We start from the raw sequence: 16,848 nt of genomic DNA, 5'->3' as shown, positions 1-16,848 counted from the left end.
TGCTCACTTGGGCAGGGCCACCAGGACCTCCCCGCGCGGGCCGTTCTCGGCCGCGTCGAGCATCGCCGCCGCCACGGTCGCGTGGGTGACCGAGGCCGGGAACAGCTTCCGCGGCACCTCCGCGAGCCCCACCGCGCGCCGCGTCGGGCTCACCGGGCCGGTTTTCATCGGCCCCACGTGCACCACCGTTCCGCCCACGCCGAGGATCGCCGCGTCCGCCGTGACCTTGTCCGGCAGCTCCTCCTTCATGAACCGCTCCAGCAACGTCCGGGTCAGCCAGCCTGCCGCCGAAGCCGACGGACCGGTCCCGAACGCCCCCACCGACACTGCCCGCGACGGCCCCGCGGCCACCACCGCACGAGCCCCCGCCGTCAGCACCCCCGGCGGATCACCCTTTCTCAGACCCAAGGCGTCGAGCACGATCTCGTTGCCCCGCAACGCTTCCGCGATCCCGGCGGCGTCGAAGACGTCGGCCGCGACCGACGTCAGCCGCTCGCCGGAAGCCGACGCGCGACGGCTGATGGCCACCACCTCGTGCCCGCGCGTCAGCGCCTGCTTCACCAGTTCACTGCCCACCGCGCCCGACGCGCCGAGCACCGCCACCCGGCTCACGCGAGCACCTCCAGCGCCGCGGCGTGCAAACCCGGTGCCGCGACGAGGATGTCGGCCGAGTTGACGTCCCAGGCCCCACCCGACAGGTCCGAAACGACCGCGCCCGCCTCGAGAGCCAGCAGCGAACCGGAAGCGGCGCCTGGAAGATCCGGCTGGTACTGCCAGAAGACGTCGTACTGCCCGGCGGCCAGCCCCAGCAACGGGAACACCGTCGGAATCGTGTTGCGCACCAGCAACGCCTTCGACGCCATCGCCGCGAAAGCGCCCGCGAACCGCTCGTAGACCTCCGGGGAGCTGCCCGCCTGGCTCGCCGTCACCGCGGCGGCCGACAAGTCCGTCTTGGCCGACACGTGCAACGGCGAACCGTTGAGGTACGCGCCCTGGCCCCGCGAAGCCGTGTACGTCAGGTCGCCGATCGGCTGGTGGATGACCGCCAGCTCCGGCTGCCCGTCCGTGACCAGCGTGATCGTCACGCCCCACTCCGGCAGGCCGTGCACGTGGTTGACCGCGCCCTCGGCGCCGTCGACCACCCACCACCGCCCCGGCGGCACCTCCCGGCCGCTCTCGTCCTCGTCCCACCAGCCCACGCCGTCGACGCCGTCGAGGGCCGACCGCACCACCGAAGTCGAGGTCGCCTCGAGCTTCGTGCCGAGCGCGTACATCGCCTCCCGGTCCGGCGGACGGCTCGCCGGGTCGTACAAAGCCAGCAAAGCCTGTGCGGCTTCCGAAGCCGCTTGCACCATCGTGTTCAGAACATCGGTCATGAACCCATTACGGCACGACCGGTGGCCTGATTCAAATGCAACTTTGGTACTCGACGAGTTACCCTCGTGCAGGTTTGCGCTGAGCCTTCGCCAGGTCGTCGCGGGACTTCGTGACGAGCGCGAGCATCGCCTGCTCGGCCGCCGTCGGGTCGCCCGCGACGATCGCGTCGAACACCTTGCGGTGGCTCGGCACCGGGTCCTCCGCCGCCGACGCCCCGTGCACGAGCTTGTCGCGCTCGGCCAGCCCGATCGCGATGACCCGTTCCATCCGCATCAGGAAGTTGTTGTGGGTGGCCGTCATCAGCCGCCGGTGGAAGGCCAGGTCGGCTTGGACGCTCGCCTCGGCGTCGTCACCCGCCGCGGCCATGTCGGCCAGCGCCTCCCGCAACGACTCGAGGTCTTCCTCCGACGCGCGTTCGGCGGCGATCCGCGCCGCGGCGGGCTCGACGACCGTGCGGACCTCGGTCAGCTCGTCGAGCAGGCCGGGGTCGTCGGCGGCCGCGGTCTGCCAGCGCATGACGTCGGCGTCGAGCATGTTCCACTTCTCGCGCGGCTGGACGAACGTGCCGCGCTTCTGCCGCGCGTCGATCATCCCCTTCGCGGCCAGCACCTTCAGCGCCTCGCGCAGCGCGGTCAGGCTGATGTCGAGCTCTTCGCGCAGCGCCGGCAGGTCCAGGACGGTGCCCTCGCCCCACTCGTCGGAGAGGATCCGGCTGGCCAGTGCCTCCACGGTCTGGCCGTGCAGCCCGCGTGGCCGGTGTTCGGTCAATGGAGGGCCCTCTCGACTGGTGGTTCGTGGTCGGGCCATCCTACGCTGCGACCGAAGTCGTCATAAATTATGAATACATCTTGACACCGGCGGCGCCCGGTTGCACTCTTTGGCAGCAGTCAAGCCCGAGCGGGCACCAAGACAAAGGGGTCACGACATGACGAGTGCAGGCCTGTCCCGCCGTCGTTTCCTGCGCAACGCCAGCCTGGCCGGCCTGGGCGCGATCGGGTCGTCCAGCTTCCTCGCCGCGTGCGCCACCTCCGCGAACTCCGGCCCGGTCAAGCAGGCCGCCGGCGCGGTCACCGTCCAGTCGAACCTGTCCTCGCCCGAGGCGAAGAAGGCGATCGAAGCGCTGGCCCAGGCGTTCGGCGCGAAGGGCGGCGCGACGGCGACCGTCAACACCGTCGCGTCGGAGACCTTCCGCACCCAGCTGCCCAGCTACCTGACCGCGGCCACCCCGCCGGACACCTACACGTGGTACCCGGGTTCGCTGCTGTCCGGTTACGCGCGCAAGGGCCTGCTCCTCGACGTCGGCGACGTCTGGCAGACCATGGGCGACTACAGCTCCGCGTTCCGCGCGCTCTCCGGCGACGGCGCCGGCCACCAGGTCTTCATCCCGACGTCCTACTACTGGTGGGGCTTCTTCTACCGGAAGTCCAACTTCGCGAAGTGGGGCGTCCAGCCGCCGACCAACTGGACCGAGTTCCTCGCGCTCTGCGAAACGTTGAAGGGCAAGGGGATCGCGCCGATCGGGCTCGGCGCGGGCGGCAACACGCCGTGGACCGCGTCGGCCTGGTTCGACTACCTGAACATCCGGATCAACGGCGCGCCCTTCCACCGCGAGCTGCTGGCCGGCAAGCAGCGCTTCGACGACCCGCGCGTCAAGAAGATCTTCGACCCGTGGCGCCAGGCCCTGCCGTACTTCGACCCGAACGGCACCGCGATCGCGTTCCAGGACGCGACCACCGTGTTGCTGCAGGGCCGCACCGGCATGGTCCTGACCGGCACGTTCTTCGCCGACGCCGCCCCGAAGGACGCGCTGGACGACCTCGACTTCTTCCAGTTCCCGATCCTCGACCCGGCCGTCCCGGTGGCCGAGGAGGGCCCGACAGACGGCTTCTTCGCGAGTGCGCGCACTCCGCACGTCGCCGAGGTCAAGGAGTGGTTCAAGTACGTCGCGACGGCCGAGGCGCAGGAGCTCTACATCAAGAACTCCTCCGGCACGGTCCTGCCGACCAACCCGAAGGCCAAGGACAACGGCACGCCGCTGGTCCAAAAGGGACGCAAGATGCTCGCCGACGCCAAGGAGATCACGCAGTTCTTCAACCGCGACTCCTCCGACGCGCTGCAGCCGACCGCCGACGCCGCGTTGATCCGGTTCATCCAGAAGCCGAACGAGCTCGACTCGATCCTGAGCGACTGGCAGACCGCCGCGCAGAAGGTCTGGCAGTCCTGACATGGCGGTGCTGACCGCCGACCGGCCGAAGACCGCGGCGCGGGCCCGCAAGCACCGTCGCCGGATCTCGCCGGTGCTGCTGGCGTTCGTCCTGGTGCCCCTCGTCGTCGAGGGGTTCTGGGTGTTCTGGCCGGCGCTGCAGGGCTTCTACCTGGCGCTGACGAACTGGGACGGCGTCTCCGCTCCCGCGTTCGTCGGCTTGGGGAACTTCGCCGAGATGTTCTCCGACGACATCTTCAAGACCGCCGCGCTCGACACGGTGATCTGGCTCGTGCTCTTCGGCGGCCTCTCGGCCGCCGGCGGGCTCGCGCTGGCGACGTTGCTGCAACGCGAACGAAAAGGCGTCGGGTTCTACCGGGCCGCGCTGTTCACGCCGGTGGTGTTCTCGCTGGTCGCGACGTCGCTGATCTGGCAGGTGATCTACCAGCCGGACGGCGTCTTCAACGAGGTGCTCGGCGCGATCGGGCTGGGCAGCTGGCAGCACGCCTGGCTGGCCGACCCGAAGACGGCGCTGTACGCGGTGCTCGTCCCCGCGCTGTGGCGCCAGCTCGGCTACGTGATGGTGCTGTACCTGGCCGGGCTCAAGGGGATCGACCCGGCGCTGTATGAAGCGGCCAAACTGGACGGTGCCACGGCGTGGCAGCAGTTCCGCAACGTGACGTGGCCGCAGCTGCGCAGCGTCAACTCCGTTGTCCTCTCGGTGATCATCATCGACTCGCTGCGGTCGTTCGACGTCGTGTGGTCGATGACGAAGGGCGGGCCGTACCACTCGTCCGAGCTGCTCAGCACGTACATGTACGCGACGGCGTTCCAGTCGCTGCGGCTCGGCTACGCGTCCGCACTGGCCGTGGTGATCTTCGTGCTGGCGTTCGGCGTGATCGTGACCTACCTCGTGCGTGCGTTCCGGGAGGACTCGTGAGGAGTACGCGGACCTTCGGGTTCCACCTGCTCGCCGGCGGGCTGTCCGTGCTGTGGCTGCTGCCGATCCTGCTGGTGCTGACGACGAGCGTCCGGTCCTTTTCGGACATCGCGTCGAACGGCCTCGGCGCGCTGCCCGCGTCGTTCAGCCTGGACGGCTTCGGGCAGGCGTGGGGCGAGGGCGGCGGCGGGCACGCGATGCTGAACAGCCTGCTCGTGACGATCCCGACCGTCCTGCTCGCGCTGCTGCTCAGCTCGGCGGCGGCGTTCGCGCTGAGCCGGTACGAGCTCCCGTTCCGCCGCACGATCATCCTGGTGATGCTGGCCGGGAACCTGCTGCCGCCGCAGATCCTGCTCGTGCCGGTCGCGAAGCTGGCCGAGCTGCTGGGCATCTACGACACGCTGACCGCGCTGATCGTCGTGCAGGTCGGGTTCGGGCTCGGCTTCTACACGTTCGTGCTGCAGGGGTTCATGCGGTCGATCCCGGGCGAGATCCAGCAGGCGGCGCTGATCGACGGCGCCGGCGTCGCGCAGATCTTCTGGCGGATCATCCTGCCGATGACCCGCCCGGCGCTGGCGGCGCTCGGCGCGCTGGCGTTCACCTGGACGTTCAACGACCTGCTGTGGTCGATCACCGTGCTGCGCACCGGGACCGTGATGCCGGTGACGCCGGCGCTGCTCGGACTGCAGGGGCAGTACGTGTCCAACTGGAACGTGATCGCGGCGGGGTCGGTCATCGCGGCCGTGCCGACCGTGGCCGTGTTCCTGCGGTTCCAGAAGCACTTCATCTCGGGCTTGGCGATCGGGGCGATCAAGTGACGTGGACCGTGTCCATGAAGTCCACTTCGTACACCGTGGCCCTGGACCCCACCGAGCGCTGGCTCGAGCTGGTGGCCTGGGGTCCACACGGGATCGAAGACGGGCCGTCGGTGTTCGCGAACGCGGGTGCGGTGCACTTCATCACCGACGCCGACGCGGCCCCGGTCGAGTACGCCCCGCTGGGCCTGCGCCCGTTCTCCGGCGCGGACGTCTCGGTGCGCGGTGGTTCGTGGTGGCGGTTCGACTCCGCGTCGTCGGGCGATGACCTGCGAGTGACCTTTGTGGACGAAGTCGCGGGGCTGTGCGCGGTGGTGTGCTACCGGCCGGTGCCCGAGACGGACGTCCTGACGCGGTGGGTCGAGTTCGAGAACACGGGCTCGGCGACGCTGGAGTTCGACCGGCTGGGCTCGGCGGGCGTGTGCGTGCCGACGGTTTCCGGCGCCCGGCTGACGTACCTGACCGGCCAGTGGTCGCAGGAGTTCACGCGGCGCACGGTGGACCTGCCCGCGGGCGGGTTCCGGATGGAGAGCCGGTTCGGCGTCCCGGGGCACGCGCATGTCCCGTGGCTGGCGGTGCAGGACTCCGCCGGTGGGCCCGCTTGGGGCGTTTCGCTGGAATGGCCGGGTTCGTGGTCGATCGAGGCGGACGTCGAGCCTTCCGGGCTGACGCGCGTGCGGGCCGGGCGGCTGCCGTCGCCGGGTCTGGTGCTGCTGGAACCGGGTGCTTCGCTGGTTGCTCCGGCGGTCGCCCTGGCGTCCAGTGTGGAGGGACTCGCCGGACTGGCTTCGGTGTGGCACGAATACGACCGCGTGCTGGCGGGGCCGCGGTGGCGGCGCCCGCGTCCGGTGCTCTACAACTCGTGGGAAGCGACCGGCTTCGACGTCCGGAGCGAGCACCAGCTGGAGCTGGCGAAGCGCGCCGCCGACCTCGGTGTCGAGCTGTTCGTGGTCGATGACGGCTGGTTCACCGGGCGCGACGACGACACCGGCGGCCTCGGCGACTGGGCGCCGGCGGATCCGAGATTCGGCGAATTCGTCGACGCGGTGCGGGAACTGGGACTGGAGTTCGGCCTGTGGGTCGAGCCGGAAGCCGTCAGCCCGAAGTCGCGGCTGTACGCCGAGCACCCGGACTGGGTGTACCGGATCGACGGCCGCCCGTCGACGCTGATCCGCAACCAGCTCCTGCTGGACCTGGGCCTCCCCGAGGTCGTCTCGTTCGTAAAATCCACTTTGGACTTTCTGCTGACCGCGTACCCGATCTCGTACCTCAAGTGGGACATGAACCGGCCGCCCACCGAACGCGGTCGCCCGGGTTCGCCGGACGCGGACCTGGACGCCGAGCACGTCGCCGGGTACCTGTCGGTGCTGGACCACCTGCGCGCCGCCCACCCGCACGTCACGATCGAGGCGTGCGCGGGTGGCGGCGGCCGGACCGACCTGGCGACGGTCGCGCGCACCGACGTCGTCTGGCCCAGCGACAACACGGGCCCGCTGGACCGGTTGGCCATTCAGGACGGGTTCCTGCTGATGCACGCGCCGCACCTGATGAGTTCGTGGGTGACGGACTCCCCGGGCGTCTTCGACCCGCGGCCGCGCTCGCTGCGGTTCCGGTTCGTCACGGCGATGGCCGGGGTGCTGGGCATCGGCGCGGACCTTTCGAAGTGGACGCCCGAGCAGCACGCGGAGGCGGCTTCGCTGGTGGCCGTGTACAAGTCGATCCGGGACGTCGTCCACCACGGCGTCGCCCGGGTGTTGGCGGACGCGACCCAGTACACCTCGGAAGACGGCGACACCGTGGTGGTGCTGGCGTGGAACACCGGGGAGCTGACGGGCGCGCCGCTCGTGCCGGGACGCTCGTCGCGCGTGCGTCTGGACGTGTGCCCAAACTCGTCCTATGTGGACGAACAGGGGACCCGGTATTCAGGCGCTCACCTGAAGTACGCGGGTCTCCCCTTCGACTGGACCGCGACCCACGACGCGGACGTCGTCGTCCTACGCCGGATCGAGTAACAGCTTCGCGGCCGCCACGGTGCCGTCGGTGCTGACGAGCGCCGCCACTTCGGCGGCGCGAGCCTTCACGGCCAGGGCCGCATCGAGGGCCGCCGTCAGGGATTCGACCGTCGGCGCCGGACCGTCGTGGGCCACGCCGGCGCCCAGTGCCGCGACCCGGGCCGCCCAGTACGGCTGGTCGGTGGCCTGCGGGACGACCACCTGCGGGACGCCGGAGCGCGCGGCCGTCGTCGTGGTCCCGGCGCCGCCGTGGTGCACGACCGCCGCCGTCCGCGGGAACAGCGCCTGGTGGTTGACCTCGTCGACGAGGAAGACGTCGTCGCCGCCGACGGTCAGGTCCGCCCAGCCGCGCTTGAGCACCAGACGGCGGCCGTGCGCCCGCACCGCCGCCACGGCCACCTCGGCGACGTCCGCCGCCGCGTGCATCGGCATGCTCCCGAACCCGACGTAGACCGGCGGTTCGCCGTCGGCCAGGAACGCCGCCAGGTCGTCCGGCAGCGGCCGCTCGTCCGGCACGATCCACGCGCCGGTCTGGACGACGTCGAGGCCGTCGCTCGGTTCCCACGGGTCCAGGACCGGGTCGGTCGCCAGCCACGGCCGCTTGCCGACGACCAGCTCGCGGACGTCGTCGACCGCGGGCAGGCCGTGCGCGGCCCGGCTCGCGTTCAGGCCCGGCCCGAACAGCACGTTCATGCTTTCGCGGTCGAGCTCCCAGAGCGCCCGGTTGCCGGTGACGCCCGGCGGGTGCGGCCGGCCCGGGTAGGCGAGCGGCGCGTGGTGCGGCGACGGCAGCGACAGCTTCTGCATCGCCACGTAGTGCGAGGGGATCCCGACCAGCTCGGCCACCGATCGCGCCCCGGCCGCGGTCGGCATCATCCCGGTGGCCACCAGCACGTCGCAGTCCGCGGCGGCCGCCGGCATGACGTCGAACTGGGCCGCGATCAGCTCCGCGGCCCGCGCGGGCAGGCCTTTCGGGGCCGGCGCGGCCTTCGTCAGCTCGCGCGCCGACGGCCCGATCGGCACGAGCGGCACATCGACGGCGGCCAGCCGCCGCACGAAGTCCTCGTCCGGCGGAGCGCACACCTTCACCTCGGCGCCCAGCTCCCGCAGCCGCACCGCGAACGCCGCCAGCGGCTCGACGTCGCCGCGGGAGCCGTAGGTGGACAGCAGAACACGCATCGCGCAAACCCCCAGGTCGTTGATCAGTGCGCCGATTCTGCGGGACGCAGGGGGTCTTGCCGCAAGCCCGGGGGTGCGCTATACGTTGAGTACGAGGGAGGCCGGGTGTCCGCAGTGGACTGGCACGCAGTTCCCGGCCCGGCGGGCTGGTACGAGCCGGACGGCGTCGGACCCGCGTTGCGTGAGCTGGCCGCGGCCACCTCGGTGCTCCACAACACCGGACTTCTCCACGACCACAGCGGCACGGTCTACCCCGCGGCGGCCGCCGTGCTGGACATCCTCGAACACGGGCACCCGATGATCCGGGTGATCGCCGCAGACCTGCTCACCAGCGCCATGGAGCTCGCCCGGCCGCCGGCTACCGGCGGGTGGCCGCGGTTCCCATCTGCTGCGCGGTCCACGTCCACGCCCGCCGGGCCGCGCTCACCGCAAGGCCGACGGCGTCGACACGGTCGCGTTCGGCACCCTGCGGGGCAAGCTCCCACCCGGCGATCGACTTCCTGCTTCCCGCCGAGTGCGGCTCAGGGCAGTGACACCGGCAGCACGAAGGTCGGCGAGCCCGTCGGGTAGTGCTTCAGCTCCGCCCCTCCGGACGCCGTCAACGTGAACGCCGTGATCGCGTCCTCCGACTGCGCCGCGACGTAACAGGTTCCGTCCACCAGCGCGAAGTGGCGCGGGTTCGCCCCACACGGCTGGTCGGCCACCGCGGCCGCCTCGTCCAGGGCGAACTCCGTCACGCAGTCCGGGCCGCGGTTCGACACGTACATGCGCGTGCCGGTCAGCTCCAGGTGCGCCACCAGGTTCGGCGTCACCGAAGACAGTGTCGACGGCGTGGAAGCGACCACCTCGAACGCGCCCGGCGAAGTCTCCCGGACCGTCACGACGGTTCCGGCCAGCTCGCCGACCACGTACGCGAGGTCCGTGCCCGGGCGGCGGACCAGCTGGCGCGGGCCCGTACCCGGCGGGAGCGCCGAGACGGCCAGCAGTTCGACAGAACCGTCGGAAGACAGTGTGTAGCTGCGGATCTCGTCCGTGCCGAGGTCGACGGCGCTCACCACGGTCCCGTCGGCCGAAGGGACGGCCATGTGGACGTGCGCCGCTTCCTGGCGGTCGGTGCGGGGGCCGCTGCCTTCGTGCTGGACCAACGCCGTCCGAGCCTCGATGGCGCCCGACGGTGACAGCGAGAAAACGGCCAGGCTGCCGCCGGTGTAGTTGGCGCACAGCAGGAACCGCCCGTCCGGCGTCACCGCGAGGTGGCACGGGTGCGCGCCGCCCGTCTCGGCCGTGCCCAGCACCGACAACTTGCCCGAGCCGTCGATGGAGAGCGCCGTGACCTCGCCGGTGGCGGTCTCGTTCACCGCGTACAGCACCGGCAACGACGGGTGCCGGGTCAGCCACGACGGCGACTCCAGCGCCAGCGACGCCACTTCCGTCAACGAGCCGGTCGCGGAGCGGGAGAACGTCGTGATCCCCGTGCCGTTCCCCGCTTCCCCGGTGTAGCACCCGACGAAGACCAGCTCAGCCATGCGCGCTCCTCAACAGCTTCTCGACCCGGGCGGAGATGTCCGCGGTGGTGCCGCGGGTCAGCGCCGAGCCGACCCCGCACGCCACCGCGCCCGCTGCCAGCCAGCCTGGCACGTCCGCGGGCCCGATGCCGCCGGTGGGCACGAGCGGCGCCTGCGGGAGCGCGGCCCGGACGTCCTTGACCCAGGACGGGCTGAGCGCGGAGGCGGGGAAAACCTTGACGGCGTCGGCACCTTCCTCGAGCGCGCGCACGATTTCGGTGACGGAGCCGGCCCCGGGCAGGGCGGCAGCTCCGTACCGGTGAGCGGTGCGGATGACGGCGGCGTCCACTGACGGCGACACGAGGAACCGCGCGCCGGCGCGGAGGGCGAGCACGGCGGAGGCCTCGTCGAGCACCGTGCCGGCGCCGATGGTCGCGTCCGGGTAGGCGGCGGCCAGGCCGGAGATGGCGTCGAGCGCGCCGGGGTTGGTGAGCGGCAGTTCGACCGACCGCAGCCCGGCTTCGAGGGCGGCGCGGGCGGCGGAGACCGCCGACTCGGCGTCGTGGGTGCGCACGATGCCGATGACGCCTTGGCGCAGGACGTTCGCTGTGATCTCCCACCGGTAGCTCATCGGCCGAGCATACCTCGTGAAATCTTAATTTAGGATTTATTCTTGACGGGTGCCGACGCTCCCCGGCATGCTGCTCCCCGGCTCGCAGTTCACCGGAGAAAGGCGTCCGGCACATGCTCCTCAAGAGAACTCTGGCGGTGGTCGCCGCGCTGGCGGCCGCGGTCACCGCGGCCCCCGCCCAGGCGGCACCGGCCGTGGACCAAGGCGCTCCCGACTACTACGACAGCGGGGTCGCGAAGACCCCCTACATGGGCTGGAACACCTACTACGGCCTCGGCGCCCCGAGCGAGGCGTCGGTCAAGTCCGTCGCGGACTTCCTCGTCTCCAGCGGCCTGCGCGACGCCGGCTACCGCTACGTCTGGATCGACGGCGGCTGGACCGCGCCCGATCCGCGCGACGCACAGGGAAACCTCCACGAGGACAGCGCGAAGTTCCCGAGTGGACTGTCCACTTTGGTCACCTATCTGCACGGCAAGGGGCTCAAGGCCGGCATCTACACCGACGCGGGCGCCTCCGACGGCAAGAACTGCGCGGCCGGCTCCGGCGGCCACTACGAGCAGGACACCAAGCGGTTCGCGAGCTGGAAGTTCGACGCCGTCAAGGTCGACTTCCTCTGCGGCATCGCCCAGAACCTCAAGCCCGCCGAGGCGTTCACGCAGTTCAGCCAGGCCCTCGCCAAGGCGGGCCGCCCGATGGTGCTCAACATCTGCAACCCGGTCACCGACGAGTGGGGCGTCCCGCACGGGCCGGACCAGGTCGCCGGCATCGCCTACACCTACGGCCCGCTCGTCGCCGACTCCTGGCGCACCAGCACCGACATCGCGTTCGGCACGCCGTACGAGGGCATCTGGACCGACGTCCTGCGCAACATGGACGCCAACGCCGCGCACCCCGAGGCCAACGGGCCGGGGCACTACAACGACCCCGACTACCTCATCCCGATGCGCAAGACCGAGCAGGGCACCTACGAGCTGAACGAGGAGGAGTCGACCACCCAGTTCGTCATGTGGGCAGAGATGGCCTCCCCGCTCATCCTCGGCTCCGACCCGCGCACGCTCCCCGCGTCGATGCTCGACACGCTGAAGAACCCGGAGATCGTGGGCGTCAACCAGGACCGCCTCGGCACCCAGGGCGTCCGCGTCGCGACGAACGGCAGCACCGACACCTACAGCAAGGTCCTCTCCCAGCGGGGCGACCGGGCTGTCGTGCTGCTCAACCGCGGGGAAGCGCCGACGCAGATGACGGTGAAGTTCGCCGACGCCGGACTCACCGGCCGGGTGTCCATTCGCGACCTCCGCGCGCGGGCCGACCGCGGCAGCGCCGTCGGCGAGTACACGGTCACCGTGCCCGCGCACGGCACCGCGTTCCTCCGCCTGCACGGCACCGACCTCGTCCCCGGCGACGACGTCGGCGGCCCCGCGTCCGCCAGCCCGGCGGTCGTCCGCACCGGCGGCAAGACCGTGACGTTCTTCCGCGACCCCGCCGGGAACCTCCAGCAGAACGGTCTCGACGGGTCCCGTCAGGTCGGCGGCAAGTTCCTCGGCCAGCCCGCCGCGGTCGCCTCCGAGGGCAAGATCGACGTCTACGTCCGCGGCCTCGACAATGCCCTCTACCAGCGCACTTACTCGAGGCAGTGGGGCGACTGGAAGAGGCTCGGCGGCACACTCACCGACTCGCCGTCCGTGACCACCGACGGAACGGTCTTCGTCCGGGGTGGCGACGGCCAGGTCTGGCAGCGGACCAGCGCCGGTCAGTGGTCCGGTCTCGGCGCACCCGGCGGCAAGCCGATCTACGGCCGGCCCGGCGCGGCGACGTCCACCAGCGGCACGGTCGTCGCGGTCCGCACCGCCGACGACAGCGTCTGGGGCCGCACGAAGACCGGCGACGCGTGGTCGGACTGGACGTCCATCGGCGGCACCGTCAGCAGCAGCCCGACACTCGTCGCGGTCGGGGCGAAGGTCGCGCTCACCGCGTCCGCGAGCGACTACACGCTGTGGGCCAACGACTGGTCGGGCACCTGGGCGGGCTGGTTCAAACGGCCGGAGTACCCGAGCGGGAGCATCGTGGGAACCCTCGGCGCCGCGTCCGACGGCGCGTCGCTGTGGTTCGCCGCTCGCGGGCCGGACGACCATGTCCACGTAGCTAAGTTCTAGGAACGGGAGAAGGCGATGTCCACGCGCACGGCGGTGGTGACCGGAGCGGCGTCCGGGATCGGGCTGGCGACGGCCCGGAAGCTGCTCGACGACGGCTACCGCGTGCTGGGCGTGGACATCGCCGAACTCCCCGACGGCGTCGTCCCGATCCGGGGCAGCGTCAGCGAAGAGACCACTTGGGCGGGCATCGGTGAGGTGGACGCCCTGGTCAGCAACGCCTACGTGCCCAGTACCGGCCCGCTGCACGAGATCGACCGCGCCGAGTGGCAGCGCCAGCTCGACGTCAACCTGACCGGCACCTACCTCGCCCTGAAGGCGTGCCTGCCGTCGCTCCGGAAAAAGGGCGGCGCGGTCGTGCTGGTCTCCTCGGTGCACGCGCACTTCGGCCTTCCGGGTCACCCGGCGTACGCCGCCAGCAAGGGCGCGCTGGTCGCGCTGGCCCGGCAGCTGGCCGTCGAATACGCCCCGGACGTGCGGGTCAACTCCGTCCTGCCGGGACCGGTGCGCACCGAAGCCTGGAACCGCATCTCGCCGGAAGACCGCGAACGCAGCGCCCGCGCGACGCCGGCGGGGCGCCTCGGCGACCCCGCGGAGGTGGCGAACGTGATCGCCTTCCTGCTCTCGGACGCGGCCTCGTTCGTCACCGGGGCCGAGCTGACCGTCGACGGCGGCTGGTCCGCCGCCAAGGATTCCGCGTAGATGGGGGACACGGGTGAAGATCACCGGGGTTGAAACGTTTCTGGTCGCGCCGCGCTGGCTGTTCCTCAAGGTCAGCACGGACGAGGGCGTCTGCGGCTGGGGCGAGCCCGTGGTCGAAGGCCGCGCGGAGACCGTGCGCGCGGCCGTGCACGAGCTGTCCGAGCTGCTGATCGGCCAGGACCCGCTGCGCATCGAGGACCACTGGCAGGTGCTGCGCCGCGGCGGCTTCTACCGCGGCGGACCGGTGCTCTCCAGCGCGCTCGCCGGCTACGACCACGCGCTGTGGGACATCGCCGGCAAGGTCCGCGACGCGCCGGTGCACGAGCTGCTCGGCGGCCCGGTCCGCGACCGCGTCCGCGTCTACAGCTGGGTCGGCGGCGACCGCCCGGCCGGGATCCGCGAAGCCGTGTCCGCGCAGGTCGAGGCCGGGTTCACGGCGGTGAAGATGAACGTCGCCGGCCCGCTGGCGGCGATCGCGTCGCCCGCGGAGGCCGACGCCGCGGTGGCGCGCGCGTGGGAGGCGCGGGAGGTCCTGGGCCCGCACCGCGACCTCGCGATCGACTTCCACGGCCGCGTCTCGCCCGCGATGGCGCGGCGGCTGGTCCGGTTGCTGGAGGACGTCCAGCCGATGTTCGTCGAGGAGCCGATCCTGCCGGAAACCCAAGGCGACGCGCTGCGGTCGATCGTCGAGGCGTCGACCGTGCCGATCGCGCTCGGCGAGCGGCTCTACTCCCGCTGGGAGTTCAAGCCGGTGCTCGACGCGGGTGTCGCGGTCGTCCAGCCGGACCCGTCGCACGCCGGTGGCATCTCCGAACTGCGGCGGATCGGCGCGCTCGCCGAGGTGTACGGCGCTTCGCTCGCCCCGCACTGCCCGCTCGGCCCGATCTCGCTCGCCGCGTCGCTGCAGGTCGCGTTCGCGACGCCGAACTTCCTGATCCAGGAACAAAGCGTCGGCATGCACTACCACGAGGGCCGCGAGCACGCGTACCTCGCGGACCCGTCGATCTTCGCGTTCCGGGACGGCTACGCGGCCCGTCCGCTCGGACCCGGGCTCGGCATCGAGGTCGACGAAGAGGCCGTCCGGCGCGCCGACGAGGTCGGGCACACTTGGCGGTCGCCGGTCTGGCGGCACGACGACGGCGGCCTCGCCGAATGGTGACCTGGCTCGACCGCGGCGACCTGCGGCTCGGGCTCGTGCCGGAGCTCGGCGGCCGGCTGCTGTCGGTGCGGTACCGCGGCGCAGAACTGTTGTGGCGCAACGCCGAACTGCTCGACGACGACCTTCGCGGCGAGTACGCGCCGAACTCCGGGCGGATGGGCGACTGGGTCAACTACGGCGGCGACAAGACGTGGCCCGCGCCGCAGGGCTGGGCCGGACCGGACCAGTGGCCCGGGCCGCCCGACCCGGTCCTCGACTCGGGGCCGTACACCGCGGTCGTCGACGGCGACACGGTCACCATGACCAGCGCGCCGGACCCGCGCACCGGCCTGCGCTTCACGCGCGCGATCACGATCCTCGACGACGGCTACGAACTGCGGCTGACCGCGGAGAACACCTCGGCACGGCCGGTGCGGTGGGCCCTGTGGAACGTCACGCAGTTCCCCGGCGGGGGCTCGATCACGGCGGGGCTGCGGCGGCCGGACGTCGTCGCACTGGTCGCGGGCACCGGCACCCCCGAGTACACAGTGGACGATGACCGGCTGGTCGTGCCGACGCAGGACGTCGTCGGCAAGCTGGGCGTGCCGGGCACGGCGGGCTGGGTGACGTACGGCCCGCTGACGCTGAACTTCGACGTCGACCCGGCCGGCGAGTACCCCGACGAGGGCTCGCCGCTGGAAATCTGGCTGGAGCACCCGCTTCCCGAACCCCTGGCGGCGCTCGGAGACCTGGACCCGCCCGCGCGGATCGTCGAGCTGGAGGTCCTCGGGCCACTGACGACTCTCGAACCCGGTGCCGAGACCCGGTTGTTGATCCGTGCCGAGGTCCGGGAAGATGGTGTGTGACCTTCACCGTCCGAAGCCTGACCGCCGCGGTGTTCGCGCTGGCCGTCACCGCCGCCGTCCCCGTCACCGCCCACGCGCAGGAAGCGCCGGAATGCCCGGCGAACCTCGACTGCCGGTTCGTGCCGGCCGCCTACGACTGGTCGAGCACCGACCACGGCGACCCGAACGGCTACGGGAACTACGACCCGGCGAACCGGCCGGCCGACGGCCAGCGGATCGAGTACATCGTCATCCACGACACCGAAAGCCTGCCGAGCAGCACGGTCAGCCCGTACGACCAGGCCATTGCCACGTTCCAGAAGCCGTCGAGCGGGTCGAGCGCGCACTACGTGATCCGCTCCTCCGACGGCCAGGTGACGCAGATGGTGCCGACGAAGGACGTCGCCTGGCACGCCGGCAACTGGACGCTGAACGAGCACTCGATCGGCATCGAGCACGAGGGCATCGCCAAGCAGGGCGGCACCTGGTACACCGAGCAGATGTACCAGGCCTCGGCGAACCTGGTGAAGTACCTGGCGGCGAAGTACCACATCCCGCTGGACCGGCAGCACATCCTCGGCCACGAGGACATCTCCCGCGAGCGCACGGCGAACTTCGCCGCCGCGCACTGGGACCCGGGCCCGTACTGGGACTGGAACCACTACATGGACCTGCTCGGCGCGCCGACCAAGGCGACCGGCCCCGCGGACAGCCCGGTCGTCACGATCCACCCGGACTTCGCGACCAACCAGCCGGAGCTGACCGACTGCGCGAGCACTCCCTGCACGACGCTGCCGGCGCACGGCGCGAACTTCGTCTACCTGCACACCGCGCCGGACGCCGCGTCCCCGCTGATCACCGACCCCGTCGTGCACCCGGACGGCTCGGCGGGCACGACGGCGATCGACGACTGGAGCGACAAGGCGGTCGCGGGCCGGTCGTACGCGCTCGCCGGCGAACAAGGCGACTGGACGGCGATCTGGTACGGCGGGCAGAAGGCGTGGTTCGAGAACCCCGGCCACCGCGCGACCGTGCCGGCTCGCGCCGAGCGCGTGACGGCGGCCACTTCGGTGCCGCTGTACGGGCGCGCGTTCCCCGAACAGTCCGAGTACCCGGCCGAGATCCCGTTCGACCCGATCTGGACGGTCGGCGCCATCCCGTGGACGCTGCCCGCGGGCCAGAGCTACGTCGTGACCGGCGAGTTCCGGGCGGAGAACTACTACGCGCGCTTCGACCCGGCGGGCGTGCCGGCCAACCACACGCTGGTCACCGGCGCGACGAAGTACCTCCAGCTCTCCTACAACCACCGGCTGGTCTACGTGAAGGCGTCCGACGTGCAACCCTGCTGACC

At 71.4% G+C, this 16,848-nt stretch carries 15 protein-coding genes; 9 read left to right on the top strand and 6 right to left on the bottom strand.

The features are described from left to right. Nucleotides 1–3: 3 nt before the first annotated feature. Genes ACIRSS_RS20130 through ACIRSS_RS20120 form a run of 3 tightly spaced genes read right to left on the bottom strand, consistent with a single transcriptional unit; the run spans nucleotide 4 to nucleotide 2,145 of the window. On the bottom strand, nucleotides 4–612 hold the full coding sequence (locus ACIRSS_RS20130; RefSeq protein WP_400896836.1) for an NAD(P)-dependent oxidoreductase: 609 nt from the start codon (nucleotides 610–612) through the stop codon (nucleotides 4–6). Next, on the bottom strand, nucleotides 609–1,376 hold the full coding sequence (locus ACIRSS_RS20125; protein WP_400896834.1) for an inositol monophosphatase family protein: 768 nt from the start codon (nucleotides 1,374–1,376) through the stop codon (nucleotides 609–611). The genes ACIRSS_RS20130 and ACIRSS_RS20125 overlap by 4 nt, the downstream gene beginning before the upstream one ends. A gap of 58 nt (nucleotides 1,377–1,434) precedes the next feature. Beyond that, nucleotides 1,435–2,145: a FadR/GntR family transcriptional regulator gene (locus ACIRSS_RS20120; RefSeq protein ID WP_400896832.1), complete on the bottom strand. Its 711-nt coding sequence runs from the start codon at nucleotides 2,143–2,145 to the stop codon at nucleotides 1,435–1,437. Nucleotides 2,146–2,302: 157 nt separating this feature from the next. Between ACIRSS_RS20120 and ACIRSS_RS20115 the strand changes: the two genes are divergently transcribed. The 4 genes from ACIRSS_RS20115 to ACIRSS_RS20100 are packed head-to-tail and all read left to right on the top strand — an operon-like array spanning nucleotide 2,303 to nucleotide 7,347. Beyond that, nucleotides 2,303–3,601, top strand: coding sequence for an ABC transporter substrate-binding protein (locus tag ACIRSS_RS20115; RefSeq protein ID WP_400896830.1), 1,299 nt, complete (start codon nucleotides 2,303–2,305; stop codon nucleotides 3,599–3,601). Nucleotide 3,602: 1 nt separating this feature from the next. Further along, complete coding sequence (locus ACIRSS_RS20110; protein ID WP_400896828.1) at nucleotides 3,603–4,520, top strand: carbohydrate ABC transporter permease; 918 nt, start codon at nucleotides 3,603–3,605, stop codon at nucleotides 4,518–4,520. Continuing rightward, nucleotides 4,517–5,338, top strand: a complete 822-nt coding sequence (locus ACIRSS_RS20105; RefSeq protein WP_400896826.1) for a carbohydrate ABC transporter permease — start codon at nucleotides 4,517–4,519, stop codon at nucleotides 5,336–5,338. The genes ACIRSS_RS20110 and ACIRSS_RS20105 overlap by 4 nt, the downstream gene beginning before the upstream one ends. A 14-nt stretch (nucleotides 5,339–5,352) precedes the next feature. Further along, nucleotides 5,353–7,347 (top strand): alpha-galactosidase, encoded by a 1,995-nt coding sequence (locus ACIRSS_RS20100; RefSeq protein ID WP_400896824.1) that lies wholly within the window; start codon nucleotides 5,353–5,355, stop codon nucleotides 7,345–7,347. Here ACIRSS_RS20100 and ACIRSS_RS20095 read toward each other — a convergent pair. From ACIRSS_RS20095 to ACIRSS_RS20085, 3 genes are all read right to left on the bottom strand, one after another. Then, entirely contained in the window at nucleotides 7,330–8,526 is a 1,197-nt protein-coding gene (locus ACIRSS_RS20095) for a glycosyltransferase (RefSeq protein ID WP_400896822.1), read from the bottom strand. The genes ACIRSS_RS20100 and ACIRSS_RS20095 overlap by 18 nt on opposite strands. Before the next feature lie 521 nt (nucleotides 8,527–9,047). Continuing rightward, the gene (locus ACIRSS_RS20090; RefSeq protein WP_400896820.1) at nucleotides 9,048–10,052 is read right to left on the bottom strand and encodes a lactonase family protein; all 1,005 of its coding nucleotides are present in this window, start codon (nucleotides 10,050–10,052) and stop codon (nucleotides 9,048–9,050) included. After that, complete coding sequence (locus ACIRSS_RS20085) at nucleotides 10,045–10,662, bottom strand: bifunctional 4-hydroxy-2-oxoglutarate aldolase/2-dehydro-3-deoxy-phosphogluconate aldolase (RefSeq protein WP_400896818.1); 618 nt, start codon at nucleotides 10,660–10,662, stop codon at nucleotides 10,045–10,047. Before ACIRSS_RS20085 ends, ACIRSS_RS20090 begins: the two co-directional genes overlap by 8 nt. A gap of 113 nt (nucleotides 10,663–10,775) precedes the next feature. Here ACIRSS_RS20085 and ACIRSS_RS20080 point away from each other — a divergent pair, with 113 nt between their 5' ends. The 5 genes from ACIRSS_RS20080 to ACIRSS_RS20060 are packed head-to-tail and all read left to right on the top strand — an operon-like array spanning nucleotide 10,776 to nucleotide 16,846. Then, a complete protein-coding gene (locus ACIRSS_RS20080; protein ID WP_400896816.1) occupies nucleotides 10,776–12,815 on the top strand; it encodes a hypothetical protein in 2,040 nt (679 codons plus the stop codon). Nucleotides 12,816–12,830: 15 nt separating this feature from the next. Beyond that, complete coding sequence (locus ACIRSS_RS20075) at nucleotides 12,831–13,514, top strand: SDR family NAD(P)-dependent oxidoreductase (protein WP_400896814.1); 684 nt, start codon at nucleotides 12,831–12,833, stop codon at nucleotides 13,512–13,514. Between the two features lie 13 nt (nucleotides 13,515–13,527). Continuing rightward, nucleotides 13,528–14,673, top strand: a complete 1,146-nt coding sequence (dgoD, locus tag ACIRSS_RS20070; protein ID WP_400896812.1) for a galactonate dehydratase — start codon at nucleotides 13,528–13,530, stop codon at nucleotides 14,671–14,673. Next, nucleotides 14,667–15,518 carry a DUF4380 domain-containing protein gene (locus tag ACIRSS_RS20065; RefSeq protein ID WP_400896810.1) on the top strand — a complete coding sequence of 284 codons (852 nt, stop codon included), beginning with the start codon at nucleotides 14,667–14,669 and terminating at the stop codon, nucleotides 15,516–15,518. The genes dgoD and ACIRSS_RS20065 overlap by 7 nt, the downstream gene beginning before the upstream one ends. Then, nucleotides 15,515–16,846 (top strand): N-acetylmuramoyl-L-alanine amidase, encoded by a 1,332-nt coding sequence (locus tag ACIRSS_RS20060; RefSeq protein WP_400896808.1) that lies wholly within the window; start codon nucleotides 15,515–15,517, stop codon nucleotides 16,844–16,846. The genes ACIRSS_RS20065 and ACIRSS_RS20060 overlap by 4 nt, the downstream gene beginning before the upstream one ends. Nucleotides 16,847–16,848 lie beyond the last annotated feature (2 nt).

This window comes from Amycolatopsis sp. NPDC101161, assembly GCF_044768185.1.
Classification (GTDB): Bacteria; Actinomycetota; Actinomycetes; order Mycobacteriales; family Pseudonocardiaceae; genus Amycolatopsis.
Note: the sequence above shows the minus strand (reverse complement) of the source record. Positions and strands in the feature narration are given on the sequence as shown.